17 protein-coding genes are annotated in these 21,628 nt (G+C 42.3%); 14 read left to right on the top strand and 3 right to left on the bottom strand.

All coding sequences use genetic code 11. The annotated features are described in order from the left end of the window. Window positions 1-22 precede the first annotated feature (22 nt). Entirely contained in the window at window positions 23-1,042 is a 1,020-nt protein-coding gene (locus APB76_RS02025) for a competence protein CoiA family protein (protein ID WP_054961415.1), read from the top strand. A gap of 202 nt (window positions 1,043-1,244) precedes the next feature. On the opposite strand, the gene APB76_RS02020 is transcribed toward APB76_RS02025, so the two are convergent. Continuing rightward, window positions 1,245-1,706, bottom strand: a complete 462-nt coding sequence (locus tag APB76_RS02020; RefSeq protein WP_004745833.1) for an NlpC/P60 family protein — start codon at window positions 1,704-1,706, stop codon at window positions 1,245-1,247. A 131-nt stretch (window positions 1,707-1,837) separates the two neighbouring features. Between APB76_RS02020 and APB76_RS02015 the strand changes: the two genes are divergently transcribed. The 13 genes from APB76_RS02015 to APB76_RS01955 all read left to right on the top strand — a co-directional run bounded on the left by APB76_RS02015 (window position 1,838) and on the right by APB76_RS01955 (window position 18,470). Further along, window positions 1,838-2,227 carry a helix-turn-helix domain-containing protein gene (locus tag APB76_RS02015; protein ID WP_054961416.1) on the top strand — a complete coding sequence of 130 codons (390 nt, stop codon included), beginning with the start codon at window positions 1,838-1,840 and terminating at the stop codon, window positions 2,225-2,227. Between the two features lie 79 nt (window positions 2,228-2,306). Next, window positions 2,307-3,212 (top strand): restriction endonuclease, encoded by a 906-nt coding sequence (locus tag APB76_RS02010; protein WP_054961417.1) that lies wholly within the window; start codon window positions 2,307-2,309, stop codon window positions 3,210-3,212. Window positions 3,213-3,240: 28 nt separating this feature from the next. Further along, a complete protein-coding gene (gene hsdR, locus APB76_RS02005) occupies window positions 3,241-5,667 on the top strand; it encodes an EcoAI/FtnUII family type I restriction enzme subunit R (protein ID WP_054961418.1) in 2,427 nt (808 codons plus the stop codon). Between the two features lie 27 nt (window positions 5,668-5,694). Continuing rightward, the gene (locus APB76_RS02000; protein WP_054961419.1) at window positions 5,695-7,488 is read left to right on the top strand and encodes a class I SAM-dependent DNA methyltransferase; all 1,794 of its coding nucleotides are present in this window, start codon (window positions 5,695-5,697) and stop codon (window positions 7,486-7,488) included. Then, window positions 7,488-9,509 (top strand): restriction endonuclease subunit S, encoded by a 2,022-nt coding sequence (locus tag APB76_RS01995; protein WP_054961420.1) that lies wholly within the window; start codon window positions 7,488-7,490, stop codon window positions 9,507-9,509. Before APB76_RS02000 ends, APB76_RS01995 begins: the two co-directional genes overlap by 1 nt. Before the next feature lie 13 nt (window positions 9,510-9,522). Then, window positions 9,523-11,310 carry an AAA family ATPase gene (locus tag APB76_RS01990; RefSeq protein ID WP_054961421.1) on the top strand — a complete coding sequence of 596 codons (1,788 nt, stop codon included), beginning with the start codon at window positions 9,523-9,525 and terminating at the stop codon, window positions 11,308-11,310. A gap of 3 nt (window positions 11,311-11,313) precedes the next feature. Beyond that, on the top strand, window positions 11,314-12,129 hold the full coding sequence (locus tag APB76_RS01985) for an HNH endonuclease family protein (protein WP_054961422.1): 816 nt from the start codon (window positions 11,314-11,316) through the stop codon (window positions 12,127-12,129). Between the two features lie 6 nt (window positions 12,130-12,135). Continuing rightward, window positions 12,136-13,491: a phospholipase D-like domain-containing protein gene (locus APB76_RS01980; protein WP_054961423.1), complete on the top strand. Its 1,356-nt coding sequence runs from the start codon at window positions 12,136-12,138 to the stop codon at window positions 13,489-13,491. 380 nt (window positions 13,492-13,871) lie between these two features. Next, the gene (locus APB76_RS01975; RefSeq protein WP_054961424.1) at window positions 13,872-14,693 is read left to right on the top strand and encodes a restriction endonuclease; all 822 of its coding nucleotides are present in this window, start codon (window positions 13,872-13,874) and stop codon (window positions 14,691-14,693) included. A 310-nt stretch (window positions 14,694-15,003) separates the two neighbouring features. Then, complete coding sequence (locus tag APB76_RS01970) at window positions 15,004-15,942, top strand: hypothetical protein (RefSeq protein ID WP_054961425.1); 939 nt, start codon at window positions 15,004-15,006, stop codon at window positions 15,940-15,942. Window positions 15,943-16,015: 73 nt separating this feature from the next. Continuing rightward, window positions 16,016-16,354, top strand: a complete 339-nt coding sequence (locus APB76_RS01965; protein WP_237767873.1) for a hypothetical protein — start codon at window positions 16,016-16,018, stop codon at window positions 16,352-16,354. Between the two features lie 367 nt (window positions 16,355-16,721). Further along, window positions 16,722-17,339, top strand: coding sequence for a class I SAM-dependent methyltransferase (locus APB76_RS01960; RefSeq protein WP_054961427.1), 618 nt, complete (start codon window positions 16,722-16,724; stop codon window positions 17,337-17,339). Window positions 17,340-17,342: 3 nt separating this feature from the next. Continuing rightward, window positions 17,343-18,470, top strand: a complete 1,128-nt coding sequence (locus APB76_RS01955) for an HNH endonuclease (protein WP_054961428.1) — start codon at window positions 17,343-17,345, stop codon at window positions 18,468-18,470. Between the two features lie 101 nt (window positions 18,471-18,571). On the opposite strand, the gene APB76_RS01950 is transcribed toward APB76_RS01955, so the two are convergent. Both APB76_RS01950 and manA read right to left on the bottom strand, forming a co-directional pair. Then, window positions 18,572-19,966, bottom strand: a complete 1,395-nt coding sequence (locus APB76_RS01950; RefSeq protein WP_054961429.1) for a fructose-specific PTS transporter subunit EIIC — start codon at window positions 19,964-19,966, stop codon at window positions 18,572-18,574. Window positions 19,967-20,286: 320 nt separating this feature from the next. Further along, window positions 20,287-21,450 (bottom strand): mannose-6-phosphate isomerase, class I, encoded by a 1,164-nt coding sequence (gene manA / locus APB76_RS01945; protein WP_330220425.1) that lies wholly within the window; start codon window positions 21,448-21,450, stop codon window positions 20,287-20,289. Window positions 21,451-21,628: the final 178 nt, after the last annotated feature.

The following is a 21,628-nucleotide window of genomic DNA, read 5'->3' as shown; positions in this document are numbered from 1 at the left end:
GAAACGAAAGTCGGAGATAAACATGAGTCATTTAGAAAAAAATATCTGCGCATACGGCTTAATGAACGACCAACTGGTTCATATCGAACAAGTAGAAAGTGGGCTAGCGTGTGAGTGTTCTTGTATAGGTTGTGGCGATAAGCTAGTGGCCAAAAAAGGGGAAGTGAAACAACACCATTTTGCTCATCATACGATGGACAGTAACGAATGCAGTGAGAGCGTTTTGCACAAAATCTGCAAGCACATTGTTGAGAGAGAAAAGCGTATTTTGTCACCAGAGCTAACAGTGTTTTGCCATCAACTTGATCTGGCTGGTATAGAACATGCCAAACATGAAACGCAAGCCCCGGAACTGTTGATGTTTTCTGAGATTATATTAGAGCAAAGTGAAAGGGAGTTTATCCCTGATGTTACTGGATTGATTGACCACCAGCAGAAGGTGTTTATTGAAATTGTGGTGACTAATGATGTGTCTGAAGAAAAGCTGGAGAAGGTGAAGCGCTTAGGTGTTCCGATGATGGCGATTTATGTCTCTGAGCTCGACTTAATGGAACCACTAGAATCGTTGACGGCCAGCGTAATTGAACAAGCGCCGAGACAATGGATTTACCATCCAATTATCGAACAGCTAGAAGCTAGACTACAAAACGAACTTGAATTTGAAATCTCGATAATCAATGAGCGAATGCGATTCGCTGTACTAGAGGAACAAGAGGCGAGCAATCAGAACACTCGTATTGCCCTCAAACAAAACCAGATGCTCCTACTCGGTTATAACTCAGCGCATGGCTACTCACGTAAAAAAGCACGGAACTTTGATTTCTCGATGCTCCATGTAACTAACCCTATTCGTTCGAATTCTACGGCCAATTATACAGTGCGCGCAAATGGTGGTTATGAAGTACAAAGCCTCTATTTTGATGAAGTATTGTTGCCACAACTTGCAGAGATGAACTTCCCTTGTATTGTCGATCTTAGCGTAAAAGCGGCTTTCATATCAGGGAGACCTGCTACGGTTGTCGATGCCATAACAACAGCCTAATTTGAAAATGAAACTAGATCTTAAATACTCCTGAAATGGATACATCTTGGTAATAGTTGTATTAAACGAGATAACTGCATCCGCGAGTAGTATGGTGTCACCGGGCAGGTAACACCCTTGTTTTCGGTACATTTGTAGGCATTTTTTTTGAACTGATTGAGTAGGAAAGGAGTAGGGTTTGAAATGTCCCACTCCTTTTCATTTAAACCACACAATCGTATTTACGAGCTGCATTGACGGCCATACACCCAATAAGACCACCAGCTAAAATATACAGCAAAGAGTTTTTCGATTGGTTGTAGTGAGACAAAAGTAAGCCTGCAACAGCGCCAAGGCCCGCCCCCTGTAACTGCTCACTTGATGGTTTGCCGTGTAGTACTGTAGAGGCTAAATGCTCACAGTTATTATCTAACACCCCATATTTTCTCGCTTTCTTAATCAATTGCTCTGCTTGGTTGAACAGTTCATTTTTCTTTTCGTCACATAGGTGACTTAAGACTACCTTGATTGGTTTTCCATTCGCGTACTCTTCTAAGGCACAAATTTCTACGTTGCCATCTGGCGAGTTGTGAAGTACTCGCCCTTTACCTAGGTAGATTCCGGCATGCTCTACCAGCAGCTTTGAACGATAAAGTAGGTCACCAATACTAAGATTACTATTCATAATTTCCCCTTTTTGATTTAAAGTAAGTGTATTCAAAATTAATGTTAAAATACGTAAAGCGTATATTAATTCGTTTAAGTTATACCTATGCACTTAATTGATCAAGTGTTATTTAGTTATTGGTGGTAAAAATGCAAGATAAAATGGTTTCTTACTCGTCGATTCTGGGTGTGGTCGTCGCGAATAAGCGCAAAGAACTAGGCATAGAGCAGAGCGTATTAGCTGAAAAAATGGGGCTCTCACAAGCTAGCTATAGTCGTTTGGAATCAGGAAAGTCAACGTTCTCTGTTGATCAGATGTTTGAATGTGCTAAAGCTCTTGGTATTGATCCAGATGAACTTTTTAATTCGGTTGTGAATACCGTTAATAATCTCAAGGAAAGTGAACAGGTGTCTGTTCAAGCCCAACCTAGAGGTAACGCCACAAAAGCTAAGTCTGAAGGGGGGAGCAATGTCGGTACTTTCATTGCGGGAGCGGCCTTGGGAGCATTAATAATTGGATTGGCTGGTAAGTCCAAATAAACGTAACGGATATCAATGTAACTGATTGTATATCCTGGTATATTGCCGAAATTAAAAGTCAAAATGGTTAGGGTGTGTAGTGCTTCCAAGTTATCAGGATTTAATGAAGCCAGTGTTAGAGGCTGCGAAGAATGAAGAAGTTAAGCTCAGCAACGTTGTAGGCTTGCTAGCGGAGCAATTCAATCTGTCAGAAGACGAGAGAACAGAGCTTCTTCCCAGTGGACGACAAGCAGCTTTTACAAATCGCGTCGGATGGGCCAAAACCTATCTTGCGAAAGCTGGGCTTTTGGATTCAACAAGGCGTGGTCATTTCGTGATAACAGAGTTGGGGCAAGATGCTCTAAACAGTGGCGAAGAGATCAATAACCAATACCTTAAACGTTTTGATGACTTCAATGCGTTCACCAAGCAAAAGAACGATGATTCAGAAAAAGTCGAAGAAACAACTGTGTCTGACAATGATGCGACACCAGATGAAGTACTAAGAGCTGCTTACAAACAGATTAACGACGCGTTAGCCTCAGACATCTTGTCTCGAACACGTAAAGTGTCTCCAGCCTTTTTTGAACAACTGTTGATCGACCTGCTACTCGCAATGGGCTATGGCGGAAGCGATGAGGGTATGGCCCATACGCTAGGAAAGAGTGGTGATAACGGTGTAGATGGCGTGATTAATCAAGACCCTCTTGGTGTTGATCAGGTTTACATCCAGGCCAAGCGTTATGCTGATGGCAACAATGTTGGCGCTGGTGAAATCCGAGACTTCTTTGGTGCGCTTAATCTGAAGAAAGCACAAAAAGGTATTTTCATTACCACATCCGAATTTACCTCATCAGCTATTCAAACAGCCAAAGACCTAGGTATGCGCATAGTGCTTATCAATGGTAAAGAGTTGGCTAAGCTGATGCTGCGCTACAACATTGGTAGCCGAGATGAGCAGGTTTTACATATCAAGCGGATTGATGAAGAGTTTTTTGAAGGTTAAAAATGGTTAGGTTTGGAGTGTAAAAAGTATGGACAAAAAATCGCTCTCGGAAAGAGATATATGCACTAAGTACATTACACCTTCGATAGAAAAAGCGGAATGGAAGCAACATCAGTTTCGTGAAGAGGTAAACCTTACTGATGGGCGCGTAATGGTTCGTGGCAAACTTGCAGCACGAATCAAGAATCCTGAAAAGAAAGGTGGTCCTAAGCGAGCTGATTATGTTTTGTACGCCAAACCAAACTTGCCGATAGCTGTTATTGAAGCTAAAAAAAATTCTTATTCAGTGGGGCATGGCATGCAACAGGCCCTCAATTATGCCGAGATGCTTGATGCTCCATTTGCGATAAGTAGTAATGGTGATGCTTTTTTACTCCATGATCGTACGGGATTAACACTACCTGTAGTACGCGAGCTAACCTTGGATGAGTTTCCAACGTTAGACCAACTTTGGCCTATCTATCAGCAGTGGAAAGGTATTGAAACGACGCAAGCTCAAAAGATAATCGAACAGCCGTACTATACGGACGGCACCGGTAAGGAACCTAGGTACTATCAACGTGTAGCAATCAATCGCACTCTAGAAGCTATTGCTAAAGAACAATCACGTATTCTGTTAGTTATGGCAACTGGTACAGGAAAAACTTACACCGCATTTCAGATTATTTGGCGTCTTTGGAAAGCTAAGGCAAAAAAGCGGATCTTGTTTTTAGCTGATAGGAATATTCTTGTTGATCAAACTATGCAGCAAGATTTTGCTCCTTTTGGCGAGTTCATGCATAAGGTAACAAACAGACAAGCTAAGAAAAGCTATGAGATCTACTTGGCCCTATATCAGGCCGTCACAGGGAAAGAAGAGTGGAAGCAAATCTACAAGCAGTTTCCAAGAGACTTTTTCGACTTAGTTGTAATAGATGAGTGTCACCGAGGTAGCGCTCGAGAAGACTCTGCTTGGCATGAGATCCTTAAGTACTTTGACAGTGCTACTCACATCGGTTTGACAGCTACACCTAAAGAAGTAAAACCAGTCGACGGGCAGATCATCAATCCTGAATTTAACTTTAAGTATTTTGGTGAACCCATTTATACCTATTCGTTAAAACAGGGTATAGAAGATGGTTTTCTGGCTCCTTACAAAGTGATTCGTATTGCATCTAATGTTGACGCCCTCGGTTACACACCTGAGAAAGGCAAGACAGACAAATATGGTCAGGAAGTAGAGCAAAGGCAGTACAACACAAAGGATTTTGATCGGAATCTAGTGCTTGAAAAAAGAACCCGATTTGTAGCCCGAAAGGTATGGGAATATTTAAGCTCAACTGACCCCATGGCCAAAACCATCATCTTCTGTGACGAGCAAGATCATGCAGAAAGAATGAGGCAAGAGTTGGTGAAGCTTATCCCAGCGGCAGCAAGCAACAGACGTTATGTCATGCGTATTACGGGTGATGATAATGAAGGTAAAGCCCAACTTTCCTATTTTATTGATAATGATGAGCCTTACCCCGTCATCGCTACAACATCAAAGTTACTAACCACAGGCGTCGATGCGAAAACGTGCAAGCTAATTGTTCTTGATCAGAACATAAACTCTATGACTGAGTTTAAACAAATCATAGGGCGAGGAACCCGATTAAGAGAAGACTATAACAAACTCTACTTTACCATTATGGACTTTAAAGGGGCGACTAGGCTTTTTTCTGATCCTGAGTTCGATGGCGAGCCAGTAATTGTGTATGAACCAGAACCGGATGAGCCAGTGGTTCCTCCAGAAGATGTTCCAACGATAGAAGATGATGGTGATGGACCAGAACCAGACTTTCCAGATCCTCCAGAAGACCCTGACGATCCGAAAGAGCCTCGTAAGAAGTTCGTAATTGACGATGTTGATGTAGATTTAGCTGCAGAAAGGTCACAGTATCTAGATACTGATGGAAAACTCATTACTGAAGACTACCGAGTGCTTCTCAAAGGCCAAATAGAGCAGTCAGTCAAAGAGAATTTTGGTACACTTTCCGACTTTTTAAAACGTTGGAATGATAGCGATCGAAAGCAGGCGATTGTTGAAGAGCTAGCGGAGCACGGAATTAAACTAGAATTGTTGCAGCAAGCGATTCCTAACGGTGACGAGTTGGATGTGTTCGACTTAGTGGCTCATGTCGCCTTCAACCAAAAACCATTGACGCGAAAAGAGCGCGCCAACAATGTGAAAAAACGTGATGTGTTTGGTAAATATGGTGAACAAGCGAAGTTAGTGCTTGAAGCTTTGGTTGATAAGTTTGCCCAACATGGTGTTCAAGATATTGAAAATCCGAAAATATTAGAACTTCCACCGTTTGACCAGCTTGGTAGTAAGACTCAGATACGACGAAACATATTTGGTGGGCTCGATAAGTACCAACAAGCAATAAAAGAGCTTGAGAACGAATTGTACCGTGATGATCTAACTGCATAGTCATCGTGGATTTAACAGAGAAGTAAGATGAATTTAAGTAGTACAGTAAAAAGCATCCAAGACATCATGCGAAAAGATGATGGTGTTGATGGAGACGCGCAGCGCTTGGGACAACTAACTTGGATGTTGTTCCTTAAGGTTTTCGACCAGCGAGAAGAAGAGTGGGAAGACGATGCTGAAGAAGCAGGAAAAACCTACAAGTCACCGATTCCTGAACAGTACCGTTGGCGGAACTGGGCTGCGTTCAAAGTTGATGCACAAGGTAAGAAACAGCCGCAAATCGCTGGCAGTGAACTCACTAACTTTGTCAACAATAGGCTTTTCCCAGCACTGAAAGATGGCATAGATGCGAATGCTGGCAAGCAACACAAAGTTATTAAGCAAGTTTTTGAAGATGCTAATAACTATATGAAATCTGGCCCATTGATGCTGGCGATTATAGAAAAGCTTGAAGACTCAATTAACTTTCATGACTTCAAAACACGCGCCAATATTGGTGATGTATACGAGCAATTACTCAACGATCTTCGTGGTGCGGGTAATGCTGGTGAGTTCTACACCCCCCGCGCTATCACTCAATTTATGGCGCAAATGGTGAATCCTCGTCTAGATAAGAGGGAAACAGTACTAGATCCTGCATGTGGTACTGGTGGTTTCCTTACTGCTGCAATAGACCATTTCCGAACGCAGGTGAGCAAAAAATCGAGCGCAGAAGATAAAAAAGCGATTGAAGAACTGATTTTTGGGTTTGAGAAAAAGCAGTTACCTCACCTTTTGTGTACGACTAACATGCTATTGCATGACATTGATGTACCTAGTCAAATTGATCACCGTAACACCCTTGCTAAAGGGTGGAATGAATGGTCTGCCAATGATAAGCATGACTGCATTATTACTAATCCACCGTTTGGCGGCTATGAAGATGATGGTGTTGGCTCTGATTATCCAGCAGATCTACGTACTCGTGAAACTGCAGACATGTTCATGGCTTTGATGATTAAAAAGCTACTTAAGGACAATGGCCGAGCTGCAGTTGTGCTACCTGATGGGGTAATGTTTGGTGATGGCATAAAAGGAAAGCTCAAAGAGTTGCTACTCCGTGAATGTAATTTACATACCATTATTCGCCTTCCTAAAGGCGTATTTGCTCCGTATACCACAATCAAAACCAATTTACTGTTCTTCACACGTAAAGGCCAGGTTGCCGACGGCAGTGATGAATTTGCGACAAGTGATATTTGGTTTTACGAGCATCCTTATCCAAAAGGCTATAAGAGTTACTCAAAAACAAAGCCTATCCGTATCGAAGAGTTTGAAGCGGAAAAAGCATGGTGGGGAAGTGAAGAGAACGACTTTAGTGAACGTGTAGAGAATGAATTTGCTTGGAAAGTTGACTTCAAGGCTAAGCGTGCAGAAGCAATTGCTGCAGCTCAACCTCATTGGGATAAGGCCGAACAATTAAATAATCAAGTAAGTGAATTAGAAAACCAGATCCGCTCATTGAGAGATAGCCTTAAAGGTACAAAAGACTCAGATAACCGTGAGAGAGTAAACAGTCAGATATCTGAGCTGCAAGTGAAAGCAGAGCCATTACGACTTCAAGCAAAAGATGCTCAAGTCGCTGGTGGCCGTTTGTATTGGCCGATCTATAACTTAGATATACCAAACCCTAATGCACCAGAAGAAGAAAGCCATGATCCCGATGTCTTACTAGAAAAGTACAAAAAGCTACTAGGTGAGATAGAAGAAGTCGAAAATACGCTGAAGAGCGAATTAGCAGCAGCACTTGACCATCATTTTGAAGGTGAGGAAGAAGCTTAATGGATGCTAAAAAGTTTTTGGCTGAATTTGGTCATTTAGTAGACGCGCCTAATGGGGTTGAGCAACTAAGACAAATGGTTTTACAACTTGCAACCTCCGGAGGGCTGGTTGAACCAAATCTTGAAAATAATTCGTTAGATGATGAACTTAAAAAGGCTCTAAGAGATAAAAAAGACTATGAGAAAGAGAATAAGATCAGAAAGTCAAAAAAATCTTTTTCGAAATCAATGGTCAACTTTAAGGTGCCGAGTAACTGGAAGATCGTCGAATTAGACGAGATTTCTTTGTACATACAGCGAGGAAAAGGACCGAAATATGCTGAATCTAGCTCATGTAGAGTGATTTCACAGAAGTGTATTCAATGGTCCGGATTTGATTTAGGTCCAGCCCGTTTTGTTAAAGAAGATTCTATTGAGTCCTACAGCGAGGAAAGGTTCTTAGTTCCTGGAGATCTGCTTTGGAACAGTACAGGAACAGGAACGGTTGGCCGAGTTAATATTTATCCCGAGTTAGATTCATGTCATAAAACTGTTGCCGATAGCCATGTAACGGTGATCCGGTTAGCGAATGCAAACCCGAGATTCATATGGTGCGTGCTAGCTTCTCCCTGGATACAACAAAGAATTACTCCTGAACATCCAGTTCCTTTAGTTTCAGGAACAACAAAACAAGTCGAATTAAATACTAGCACCGTAAAGTCTCTAAAAATTCCGCTACCTAATTATGATGAGCAAACCCGTATAGTTGAAAAAGTCGATGAACTAATGGCTTTATGTGACAAATTAGAAGAGCAACAAAAACAAAAACGTCAACTGCAAAATCAGCTGCGCCAAACAACTTTGCAAGCCTTAGCTGAAGCAAGTAGCTCATTTGAAATCAAGCAGCATTGGCAACGATTGCAAGAGAACTTTGAGAAGTTATTTTCTACGCCAGAGGATGTAACGGATTTTAAAGGATTATTGTTAGATTTAGCTGTAAGTGGAAAACTGCTTTCTCCTGAAAAATATGTGAAAGACGCAACAGGAGCAGAACTTTTAACTGATATTGAATATTTGAGAGTTAAGTGGGCTGAGAACTCTTTTGACCAAGAGTTAAAAGAAGCAAAAACAATGCTAACCAAACTGAGAAAGCAGAATGTAGAGCCCCCAACAGAGAAGTTACCTGAGCACTGGCAATGGGCAACATTTCTACAAGTATCGATGGCTGTAATCGACTGTCACAACAAAACAGCGCCGTATGTAGAGAAAGGCATTCACCTTGTTAGGACTACTGACATTCGTAATGGAAAAATGGACCTTCGCAATACAAAAAAAATAACGGATGAAACTTACGATTACTGGTCTAGAAGAATGCCCCCAAAACCTGGTGATATCTTCTTTACTAGAGAAGCTCCCATGGGGGAAGCGGCTGTTGTTCCAAAAAAGGAAAAGGTATGCCTTGGTCAGCGCACAATGTTATTACGACTCTTTCCAGAACACATCAACAATGAATTCTTATTGTACGTTATAAGAAGCCCAAGCTTTCAAAGGCGTATGGTAGAAGCTGCTGTTGGAATGACAGTAAAGCATTTGCGAGTTGGAGGAGTTGAAAATCTTTTTGTTCCAGTTCCTCCTAAGAGCGAACAGGATCTAATAGTTGTTATTCTGAATCACTTTTTCTCTCTTTGTGAAAAGCTGGAGCAAGGACTTAGCAATAAAAATAGAGTTGCTGAAAATCTAGCTTCTTCATCCACTGCAGAATTAACTGGAATCAATATAACCCAAAAGGAAGAGTCCTTGAAAGTTCCAAAAACCGAATTAGTTGCTCCTGTTGTTCTTGGTAAAAATAAACCAAATAGTAAAGATGATGCTCCTTTGGCTGCGTTGTTAGCTCGACAAAATGGTCAAATGAATGCAAACGACTTGTGGCAACGCTTTGATGGCGAAATAGATGCTTTTTATGCTCAGCTAAAAGTGGAAGTCGCCCATGGCTGGATAGCAGAGCCAGAAACAGCGAGTATGTTGGAAAAAGACGAAGAGTAGTAAGGACCCCCCCATGCAGTTGAGGAAGTTTGAGTTGAAGGAATATCGTAACCTGCGTGGGGTGGATATTACTTTTGCAGAAAAATATGAACGGCAATCAAATTCAAAGCCTTGTGAACAAAAGGCAATCCGAAGTCATGCCCTGATTGGTCAAAACGGTACGGGTAAATCGAACTTGATGGAAGCGTTGATCACTATATTCAGAGATGTCGATTTAGATAGAGATGCTGAGTTTGATTTCTTGTTGGAATATAGCATTCGAGAGCATATCGTTAAGATTGAGGCTGATACCAAGAAGCAAAAACGCCCTTATGTATGGGTCGATGGGAAATCACAATCTCAAGGTTACTTATTAAGAAATAAGGAGCTTCTGCCATCTCATATCTTTGCTTACTATTCTGGGCGAAATGAGCGCATGGAAGCCCTTTTCCAAGAGCACCAGCGACGTTTTAATCGACGCCAAGAAATTATTGCCGAAGAAGTTATTCCTGCAGAACTATTGAGAAACCTGTCAGATTCTGAGGCTGATAGGGAGACGATAGAGCGCCTTAGAAAACGTGAAGAAAACAAGCAGCTTAAAAGCTTTGGCGATGATCGCCTAAGGCGACTTTTCTATTGTCGAGGAGGTCATAGCCAACTAGTGCTTCTAGCGTGCCTACTTTCAGATGATCCTGTATTTAAAAGAGTACTCGAGAGTTTAAATATTGAATCGTTAGACTCGGCATTATTTGTATTGAAACAACCTCATCGATTACGTCGTCTGGAAGATGATGATATTGAACAAGGTGATCCACGATTCTGGTACGCACGCGGTAATGTGGTTTCCGAGTTCTTAGACAAATTATGGCAGGTTAGCTGGGCCCCCATTAGGCACGAAGAGTCAAAATTAGTGGATTTTCGTGGTCGCCAAGAGCGTCAAAAGCAGCTGTACACGTACGTACCAACATCAGAGAAGTTAAGAGAGCTAGGCGAATTAGTTGGGACTCCTCAAAGCTTTTTCCGTTATGCAGAAGGTGCTTACATTGGTGATCTAATTGATGAAGTGCGCATTACCGTTAAAAAGAAAGATGAGGATGGTGGTAAAGTGAGTTTTACTCAACTATCCGAAGGTGAGCTACAAATGCTGACTGTTCTTGGACTGATGCGAATAACCAGCGAAGATCATTGCCTTTTCCTTCTTGATGAACCAGATACTCACCTAAATCCAATTTGGAAACTTCGCTATTTTGATGACATCGAAAACGTCCTTAAGCCTCGTAGCGAAAATGCTATTCAAGGTGAGTCACAGATCCTGATTACCACTCATGACCCAATGATGGTGGGTTCACTCAAGAAGGAACAAGTTCATATCATTCGTAAAAATGGCTTGAAAACTCTTGTTGAACAACCAGATGAACATCCTCAGGGAATGGGGGTTTCGGGCTTATTGAAGAGTGATATGTTTGGTTTACCATCAACGTTGGATAGACACACATTAAGCGCCCTAGATAGACGCAATGATTTGTTGGCTAGAAAGAAGCGAGGTGAACTGTCTGATGACGAGAGAGAAGAGCTAGAATGTTTAGTTGTTCGCCTAGAAGATCTTGGTTTTTCAAGAGAGTATAGAGACCCAATGTATCAGCTTTTCATTGAAAAGATGTACGAGGTGAGAAGAAAACCTTTAGATCAATTATTAGATGAAGAAGAACTTAATGCCCAGAATGCACTTGCTGAGCAAATTATGGAGCAATTAGTGAAGGCGCAACGAACGGATGAGTTGTCAGCTCTTGCGCGAGAGTTGGCGGAAAAAGTGAAGGGGTAGCAAGTGAGAAAAGTCGTTATTAAAGGTACCCCCCCAGCTGATTGGGTTGCAGAAGCTGACGCTATTACCGCAAGATTAAGAGCTGCACCCAATGAAGCGGCAAGGAAAACTATTCTCCAGGAAAAAGAAGGTTTTTGGCGAGACGATAGAATTCGTGATTGGTTGTTGCAACAGTTCTCAAACAAGTGCTGGTATACGGAAGCAGAAGAGTCCATTTCCCCAATTCATGTTGATCACTTTAGGCCCAAAGGTCGCGTGAAAAACCTCGATGGCACTTATGAGCCTGGCTATTGGTGGTTAACGTTCAATTGGAAAAATTACGTAATCGCCGGTCATTTAATTAACAGCAAGAAAAGTGATGTTTTTCCTATCCTAGACGGTGAAATTCGTGCCCCTGCTAACTGTACGGAAATGATTCTGAAACTTGAAGGGGCTGTGCTAATTGATCCTTTAACGGATGAGACTCGTTTGATTTCTTTCGATAGAGATGACGATGGCTGTATAGCTGTCTTAGCTGGTGGTATTGATGATATTGAAAAATTCAAAGCTGAAAAAACCATTGAGATCCTTGGGTTGAATCGCTTAGATAAATTGAACCAAAAGCGCGGTAAAAAATGGGATGAGTGTCTTTCGGCTATTGAAGATTATAAGGGCGCTAGAGCGCAAGGGGCTCAAGCTTTAGTTTGGCTCATGAAGGAGACTGCAATAGCTAGATTGAAAGACAATATTAAATATGAAGCGGAGTTTTCGTCTGTAGCTGAAGCTTGTATTCGAAAGAAAGCGCCTGAACCGGTAGTAGCTGCAGTGTTTGGGAGATAGTGACTTATGGAGCTAATCGCCAACGGAATTAATAAACGTTATTTATCCTCCTATTTGCCCAAAATTGAAGATGAAGTTGACGGCGTGCTCGCAGCAATTGCATATGGTGATGACACTGATACGTTGTTGAAAAATTGTATTGATAATAAGTATCGGCTTGATATTTGGATGCGTTACGATCATACCGTTCCTGTTCAACCAAGGCTACTTACGCAGTTACTAAAAAACATAAAGAACAATATTTTTTGTCAGCTAATCCCGGATGTTCTTCACGCTAAAATCATTTGGTGGCAAGGCTATGGTGCTTACATCGGCTCAGCTAACCTTTCAAACAGAGCTTGGTGGACAAATATTGAAACGGGAATGTTCTTTACGGAAGAAGATCTTGTTTCAAATAATATGGTCGTACAGCTAGAAAGTTACTTTGATGAGCTGAAAGAGTTGGAGGAGTCATTTCCTCTCTCACAAGACATCATTGATGAACAGCTCACACTTCTTAAAGATAGAAAAAAGGCGGGTCTTGATCAGTTTGATGACAAAACTCGAAAAGGGAGAAAAATCCCAGAGTTCAATGGAGTTAGTGATTGCACCAAATCAAATACTGTTGATAAGAGAAAAGAAAACTTCAGGAAAGAGTGGCAATCTGCCATTTCAAAAATTGACAATATAGCCTCACAGATTAATGATTTTCGTCCTGATTGGGTTTCAGAGGATATTCCGGCATATTGGCAAGTCGACCAGTTTTTACATGCATACTACTATAACGAAGTAAAACAAAAAAATGGTACTTATCCTTATGAAGAGTTTCATTCAAGGCATGAAAAAGATCCAAATGCAGCGTTAATGAATGCCTTGGCTTGGTGGAAAAAGCACCCTGCAGCCCCATCGCACGAAGATGATACATTTTATAATACAGCTCCAAAGCTACGTGAACTACTTGCTAAAGATAGAATACTTAATCTGTCTATAGATGAAGTAGAAGAAATATGTTGGTGTACTCATGCAACTAAAGACCATGTGATAAAAATGAGCACAGCAATATTAGGCCGACCTGAAGTCAAAACACTTTCGCGCGATGAAAGAGTACCGCTATACGCGCGTTGGTTGATGAATCAGCGAAATAAGAAAGGACAAGATATCAGACAGATCTTGTTCAATATTTTGTATGTTGGAAAGTCTGATGAGATTTGGGAAAGAATCTATGCAGCGACTAAAACAGACGAGCTTTGGATACCTCACTATGGGATAAACTCAATTGCTGAAGTTGTGGGTTGGGCTCAACCGGAAACCACACCACCAAGGAATGGAAGAACCAACAAATCACTACGGGCATTGGGTTATCCAGTAAAGATAAATTTCTAGTCGTCAGTGCCAATTATAGTAAATGCATAAGGTAATACCTGCGGTAATACTTTCCGGGTTAAAATTTTAATAATTAACATTAAATCAATAACTTAGGAGTTAAAACCTGCTGTCTCCCTCCCACCTTCTTGAAAAAAGACGTCCTAGGACGTCTTTTTTATGCCTGAAATATTATAAATCAATAGCTTAGATTCCATTTTAGACTTTTAGGGTAAGTAATATTTCTTGTAATCCGCTATCTCGAATTAAAGCGAGCACTTCGGGAGACCTTATATAATTTGTGTAATTTCAAATGAAACTGAGCTTATAAGGCTATTTGCTATTCTCAGTGTTTATCGTTTGTGATTAAATGCGCTCAAATGCTTATTGGAGGGAGTCAGATGGCGCGAAAGAACGATGGGATTATATGGCACTTAATGGACAAGCCTTGGTGGTTAAGCGTTTTACTCTCTGCGAGTATTTATCTCGGTTTTTCATATATCTTACCAAGCATGGCTACAAACAGTGGTAATTTTGTTTTTGATGCCATTGGTCAAAGCCTTCCTCAAATAGCGCCTTACTTTGCGCTTTTATTTTTGCTCCCTGCACCTGTGGCGTTATTTAAGCAGTATCAGAGAAAGCGCAGCTATGTCACAACGACATCTCGGATTAAATCGCACAAAAGTACCTCGCCATTGAATGCTCTTAGCTGGTTAGAGTTTGAAAGCTATATCGGTGAGTACTTCAAACGCCAGGGATACAAAGTCAAACAGGAGTTCTCACAGAAACCCGATGGGGGTGTTGATATTTGGCTTACAAAGGATGATGAGTTAAGCCTCGTACAATGTAAACATTGGAAATCTCGAAAAGTTGGAGTGCAAGTGCTGCGCGAGATGTACGGGGTAATGATTGCTAACAATGCCAGTAAAATGATTATTGTAACGTCAGGAGATTTCACGTCCGAAGCTGTCGCTTTTGCGTTAGATAAGCGACTGTGGCTGGTCAATGGTAGTGAACTGGTTCATATGATTGAAGATGGGCGTCGTTTTCAGGATCAGCCATCAGTACCTGAACCAATACCTGCGCCAAAGACAGATTCCGAAGTTTGCCCTAGCTGCCAATCCAAACTTGTGCTGCGCGTAGCTAGGAGAGGGCCAAAAGCAGGGCGTCAGTTTTATGGTTGTTCTGCTTATCCGAAGTGTCGTTACACTAGTGATTTGTGAACGTGAAGCTGAGCAGGTTTCAGGTAAAGGAATCTTCGCTTTAACAGTCGCCGAACTTGCACTGAATAAAACACATTTTTACCCCTAAACCAGCTAGAACAAATACTCTATAAGATCTGTGTCGTTCATTTTACTCTACAAAACGTTATCCGACAGAATGCAACTTAACGCGATTGATCTTTCATTCTGCCTGTTTAACCTATCAAACTGCCTATTTAACTGGTTAAATCATCAGTTTATCTTATTGAGGGTGATAAACCACTGAAAATATTGTTATTATCCTTTTTATTTATCCGTCAAACCGACTCCCATGAGATATGAATCCGCTCCTGTAGCTCCAGAAGTAAGACAAGAAACCACAAGAGAACGTGCAGCACGTCAACACCGAGAACGTCAGGAAGAGCTGAGATATACCGCGAGCGATGAGAAACGATGGGCAGAAATTAGAGAGAGGGTTCTTCGAGACAGACAAGAAGCTGGGTTAGGTCAAATCTCTCATGGGTTGAAAACACCTCAAATTCTGAGTGACTCTATCGGGCTACAGTGTTCGCTTGAAGATGAAATGGCGAAGAATCACCAGCATGTACTTATCACTGATTTAGAAGATGCTCACAAGATATTGCATAACGTTTGGTTGGATTCTGGTAAAGACGTTGCAGCTCTTGCTGCGAGTATAAACACCGCGAAATCATGGTTTAACCACACCGATCCAATGTTTGATGCTGCGTCTATTACTAAGCAATTCGGGGATATGAACATTAAGGCAGATCTCGTAGAGAGCAAAGGAAAAATATTTGTCGCTTTTAATGGAACAGATCAGAACGGAAAAGTACTCAAACATGCGTTTGTGAATAGTACTCGTATCAACATGAACGGAAAAAAATATCCGCTCAACTCATTTAAATCAATGCAAGCTGGTTTTAGCCCGAAATCAAGGGCTGCAAACTTCAAAGGGGCAGGTGCCTTAACGTTTGTGGTGTCCGCCAGTATTGCTACTAGTGATTTAGTATTCAAAGACGATTATCACCTTGTTAATTGGTTCGGTAACGTTGGCTCAGACATGTTTAAGGCTTTAGTTCAATTTGGGGCTGGTGAGGCCTTGTTACTTCTTGCTGCTAGTGCAAACGCCCCTATTCTTGTTGGTGCTGCTTTAGTGTTTGCTGTCTATGTCGGTATTGAAGTTTTGTGGGGACAGTTGAAAATCTCTAATGAGATTACAGAGGTACTTGAAAGTGCAACGAAAGATTAGTCCTAGAATTGCTTGTTCACTACTCCTTCTTATCTCGATTTTTTTATGGAGTAGTATCACCTATGTAGTAGTTATGGACTATATGGATTTATTAAATCATTTAGATAAAGTCCAAGTTTCTATTATTACATTATGGTGTCCGATCGGTATGTTAGGGGCTGTATTAAGCCTAATTTTTATGTCACCAAAAGCTATTTATTTAGGGAAAGGAATTGGTAAAGTATATTCACCGAAAGCTATGCAACTGGCTAATAAAGTAACTATTTATTTTGCGTTAGCTGGCGTAGCATTTGCTGCTGGATGGACATATCACTCTATCGACTTGTTAGAAAAAAATGGTTATGTATACAGCCGAGATTTAACCAAAATCACCCCGACAGGAATACACCTTATGTATGTGAAAGCGCGATAATTTAACTTAAATTCTTTAGTGTATACCAACTAAGGATACCAAGTCGTTGCTTAATCAAGCGCGGGTTTACTACTTGCGCTACCCTTCACAAATCGGTTTGCCACACTTGAAGTTATTCTTCGCTTGCTAATTTAGCAAAACCACTAACAAACTTCTGTCCAGAACAGTTCCAGTGGGCACTTTAAAACACGTGTGAGTGAACTAGTGTGGATTTACACGCTCGACTTCAGCTTTTTAACAGAGAATTTCGTATCTGGCCTCATCGATCCGTATTCTCATCGCAATCCCTCATTCCTTCTTAATACTTTATCGCTATATGCAATCAAGATGGTTATTATTCCTTTAGGGAAACTTTTGGGTATTGGCCATGGATGTAAACCTCTCTTTTTACGACGAAAATGCGGCTCAATTGGCTGAGCAGTATGACTCGGTTGATTTTGAATCCGTACATAGCAGCTGGCGTTCATACTGGCCCTTATCTGGTAGCTTAGTGCTGGATGTAGGTGCAGGCTCGGGAAGAGATGCTCAGTGGTTTGATTCACATGGCTGCAAGGTTGTGGCTATTGAGCCTTCGGCAGTTTTTCGTCAGTTAGGCCAAAAGCGTACTTCGGCGGCAATTCATTGGGTCGATGCCCAACTCCCTGACCTTAGCACTCTAGATACTTTATCCCATAGCTTCGACCTTATTCTTGTTTCAGCAGTGTGGATGCATATTCCTGTGCCTAAGCGCTATCAGTCTCTTTGCTCTTTGGTGGAACGGTTAGCTGAAAGGGGCAGAATAGTCATTACTCTGCGTCATGGTGCGTTCGGTGATGGGCGTACAAGCTATGGTGTCTCTCTTGCGGAGTTAGAACAGATTGCTCAACGGTTAGAGTTAGTGGTTTGCCACGTTGAAGATACTGAAGATGGGCTATCTCGGACAGGGTTGACTTGGCAAACAGTAGTATTAGAAAAAGCGTCAAACATGCAGATAAAGAGGAAATAAGTAGTGTCTCTTGAGTTCTATGTTGAAAAGTTCCAGAACCTGAATATGAACAGTGCTTGTGGTAAGAAAAGCCCGCATAAGGTGTGCATGCTGCTGACGGTCATGGATTTAATTCAAGCTGGTCATCTGGTAAAGAACAGAATTGAGTTCAACCAAGCCGTGAAAGATCGCTTTAGCCATTACTTTGAGAGTTTCGCCCAAGGAAATGATCGTAATACTCCAGAGAACCCGTTTTACCATCTCAAAAGTGAAGGCTTTTGGCACCTGAGCTATCACCCTGGTTTTGATGAGCTAAACACCAAAAGGTATTCAGCTAAAGCGATAGAGTATGCTTATTTAGACCAAGAGCTGTTTGACTATATGAATAGCTCTATCGTTTCAAATGAGTTGAAAGATGCCCTCGTGGCGAATTTCGCCGATCTTCCATCCTTGTTCCGCCAATGGCTGCTCGATATTGGTAAGTCTGAGAAAACGGCGAAGAACTACGTGGGAGCGATTCGAGGCTCTATCTCAAATTGGCTCGCAGATGTAGGTGAACTCGAACAGCCACTCACTGAGGTTAAATCTTACAAGCAGTTTATTCGCTATGAGGAGCGAGTCAGGCAGTTGGATGAATTTAAGATTCGAGACTCGCGTGGTAAAGGGATGTATAGCGCGGCGCTAAATCACTACCACCAATTTTTAGCCGATCTGTCTCAGGTTGATGTTAATGCCGATGTTCGCGGTGTTATGAGCGATAAAAAGCTGACGGAAACTGAAAAGGCGATCTTGATTAACACTCGGTTGGGGCAGGGCCAGTTTCGATCAAAACTGATCGAAATGTGGGGCGGTTGCGCGGTGACGGGTTATCGTAATACACAACTTCTGCTCGCTTCACATATTAAGCCTTGGCGTAACTCAAACAACGAAGAGAGGCTCGATAAGTATAACGGATTGCTGCTTGTTGCGAACTTGGATAAGGCGTTCGATCTCGGGTTTATATCCTTTGATGATGGCGGCAAGGTGATGATTTCAAAATACCTTGAAGCGCCCGATGTTTTAGGCCTTAGTGAAGGGATGTCTTTTAATATCAGACGAGAGAATAAGCCTTATCTTGGCTACCATCGTGGGGTGTTGTTTAAAGGGTTCTAACTTTTTCTGCACTTCCAATAAAAAACAGACATCGCTGTCTGACGCCACCTTGTCAGGTGGCGTTTTTGTTTGAATAATTCTTTTGCTCGGTTAGCTCGTCGCTAGGCAGTGATGAGTTCGCTCGCTTTTTTCATTGCTTCTTTGGTTGAGCATTCCACCACGTTTGCGTTAGCAAAACGATGTGCATCTTTTACTTGAATATCGTGAGCTAAGATAACCAGTTTTGCATTAGCAACGTCTAGGTCTGTAATGCGGTTCTGAATACCGTTTTGGCCCTGGGTTTCAACCTTGATCTTAATGCCTGCCGCAGCGCCTGCTTTTTCTAGCGCTTTGGCTGCCAAAAAGGTATGTGCAACACCGGATGGGCAACAAGTGACAGCAACAATATCGTACTCGCCTTCTCCGGCTTGTGGTGCAACTTGCGCAGGAGTAGCTTCTGATAGCTGCTCTTCACTCTCTTCTTCCGCTACTGGTTTCCAAAAACCGACAATTACAGCCGTTGTTAATGAACCAAGAGCAATGCCCACCACATACATTGGGATGTTACTTGATACAGGAGCTGTGATTAAACCGCCCCAAGGTGCGTGCAGTAGAACATCGGTTAAGAATCCAAATACACAGCCCACAATGCCGCCAGCCACAATAGAAGGAAGTACTCGCATTGGGTCGTTGGCAGCAAATGGGATAGCCCCTTCAGAGATCCCGATAGAGCCCATGATCGCTGCGGCTTTTCCTGCTTCTTGCTCTTGCTTAGAGAATTTCTTTTTGAATAGGAAAGTAGCAAGCGCCATGCCTAGTGGAGGAGTACAAATAGCAATACCAACGCCACCCATCAGCCATGGTTGGGTATCAACCTGAGTTTGGGCAAATAGGGTCGCCACTTTGTTGATTGGGCCGCCCATATCAAAAGCCGTCATACCACCAAGAATGGTACCAAGTACTACTTTAGAAGCCCCCGCCATAGATGCCAAAAACTCGTTCATAGATGCCATAAACAGCTTAATTGGCTCACCAATGCCCCAAAGAACGATACCCGCAGAGATTAACGTGCCGACAAGAGGGTAGATAAAGTAAGCGCCAAGCGCGGTCAAATTGGCAGAAAGAGGGATTTTCTTAAGCTGAAAAACCACACCACCGGCGATAAATCCTGCCACAATACAACCTAAGAAGCCGCCACCCATATCGGCCATAATGCCGGAAGAGATCATCGCAGGCGCAAGGGCTGGTTTGTCGGCAATAGAATAGCCGATGAAACCACCCAAAATAATTGGGAACAGCACTAATCCTTTAATGCCGATGTTGGAAATATCAGCGAGTAGGCCGTCTGCCGGTACAGCCCCTTTACCTGATGCCATTACTGCCAGTGCGAGCAAGACACCGCCCGCGACAATAAATGGCAACATATGTGAGGTACCGAATAAAAGGTGTTGTTTCAGGGTACTGAGGTTTTTTTTAAGATCGCTACTATTAGCAGCTTGAGCGGTTATTGTACTCATATCTATATTACCTTATGAATTAATTAAAATATCTAGGATCAGATGTTCATTTATTGCTTTTATAATGTTTTCTATAAATTCTTCGCTGGCCTTTCCTACCTGTTCTTGAAGAACCTGAATATTGAGATCAATACGATTTGCTGTGAGTTAAAATTAATTCACTAGGTGGTTTGTCGAAATAGTAAAAATAAGGCTATTGCTATACTTTTGTACCCGCTAAAACTAACTGTGATTGGCGTCATTTTATTTAGATAAGCTCACTGTGGAGCAAGCGTAAAAAAGCCTCAGCGGTGTGAGGCTTATTATTGAGTCTGGCTTAACTAGCAGTATGCTCGAGCCACCCGGCCGTGGCAGGTGAGCTGATAATCTTTAGTGTCAGCAGGCACAAAAACAGACTCGCCAACTACTATTTGGCAAGTTTCACCGTGTGAATCGGTTAGGCTCATCGGACAATCTAACGGTAGAAGAATCTCTGCGCTGGTGGCGGAAATCAGGCGGTTATCAGAGTTGTGAATAATCGCAAACTTAAAGTCTTCAACGGGAACCTGAAATTGTTCAATGCCATTTTCAATACAGGGGGCCAGCCTGAGGTTATTGATTGGCTTTGGAGTAAATCGGGTACATGAGACTAGCTCTTCGACATCTATGTGCTTAGGCGTTAGACCCGCTCTGAGTACATTGTCTGAGTTCGCCATGATCTCTAGCCCTGTTCCGTGCAGATAGGCGTGAGGTGTTTGCGCATCAAGAAACATGGCTTGTCCTGGCTGTAATGTAATAACATTGAGCATCAAGGGGGCAAACAAGCCAATATCTCCCGGATACTGATCTGCGAGTTCTATGATCAGATTAAACACGGGATCAGTAGAAAGCTTAGCTTTGAGCAACAGTATCGTTAGCGCCATTTCTTTTTGTTCGCCTTGCAACGAAAGTATCCCCGCGAAGAAGCTTGCCAATCCGTGTGAGTTGGGCTCCTTGGTTAGCTCATCAAGTAGCCGTTGTATCTCTGCAATCGCAAGTTGTTCAAAATATTCAATGATCTCTGCTATTGGTCGAAAGCCATTCATGGCTTGGTATTGGGTAAGGGCGTATACCAACTCTGGTTTATGGTTGGGATCTTTGTAATTACGATTGCTGGCCGTTAATGGCAAACCAAGTTGCTGCTCTTTCGTAAAGCCAGATTCTGCTTGAGCCTTGCTCGGATGGACTTGGATCGAAAGGGCTTGTTCTGCTGCCAAGATTTTAAATAGATAGGGAAGTTCGCCGAACTTGGTTGCCGTCTCCTTACCTAAATAACGCTGCGGGTTGGCTGCGATAAGCGCTGATAGAGCAGTGGGGATGCCTTGCTTCAATACACTAGAGCAGCCATTCGGGTGCGCGCCCATCCACAGTTCAGCCTGCGGAGTTGAACCTGGATTATCGATGCCAAATAGTTGACCTAGTGACGTTTTACTACCCCAAGCGTAACTTTGAATCACGTTGCTCATAACGTAGAAGGCTTGGTGAGGCTTGTTTGGGGTTAAACTGTTACTCGGTTCAAATAATTGAGTCGTGGCTGTAGAGTCGTGTTGAGTCTCTGTTATTGAGGTGGTTAGTTCTGGCATTGAGTTCACCATAGGAAGAATGGCCTGAGGGACGCTCAAGCCATTGGGAGTTGTGGGAAAG

Origin of the sequence: Vibrio bivalvicida, from assembly GCF_001399455.2 — a bacterium.
GTDB lineage: Bacteria > Pseudomonadota > Gammaproteobacteria > Enterobacterales > Vibrionaceae > Vibrio > Vibrio bivalvicida.
This window is presented reverse-complemented; position numbering and strand designations above follow the sequence as displayed.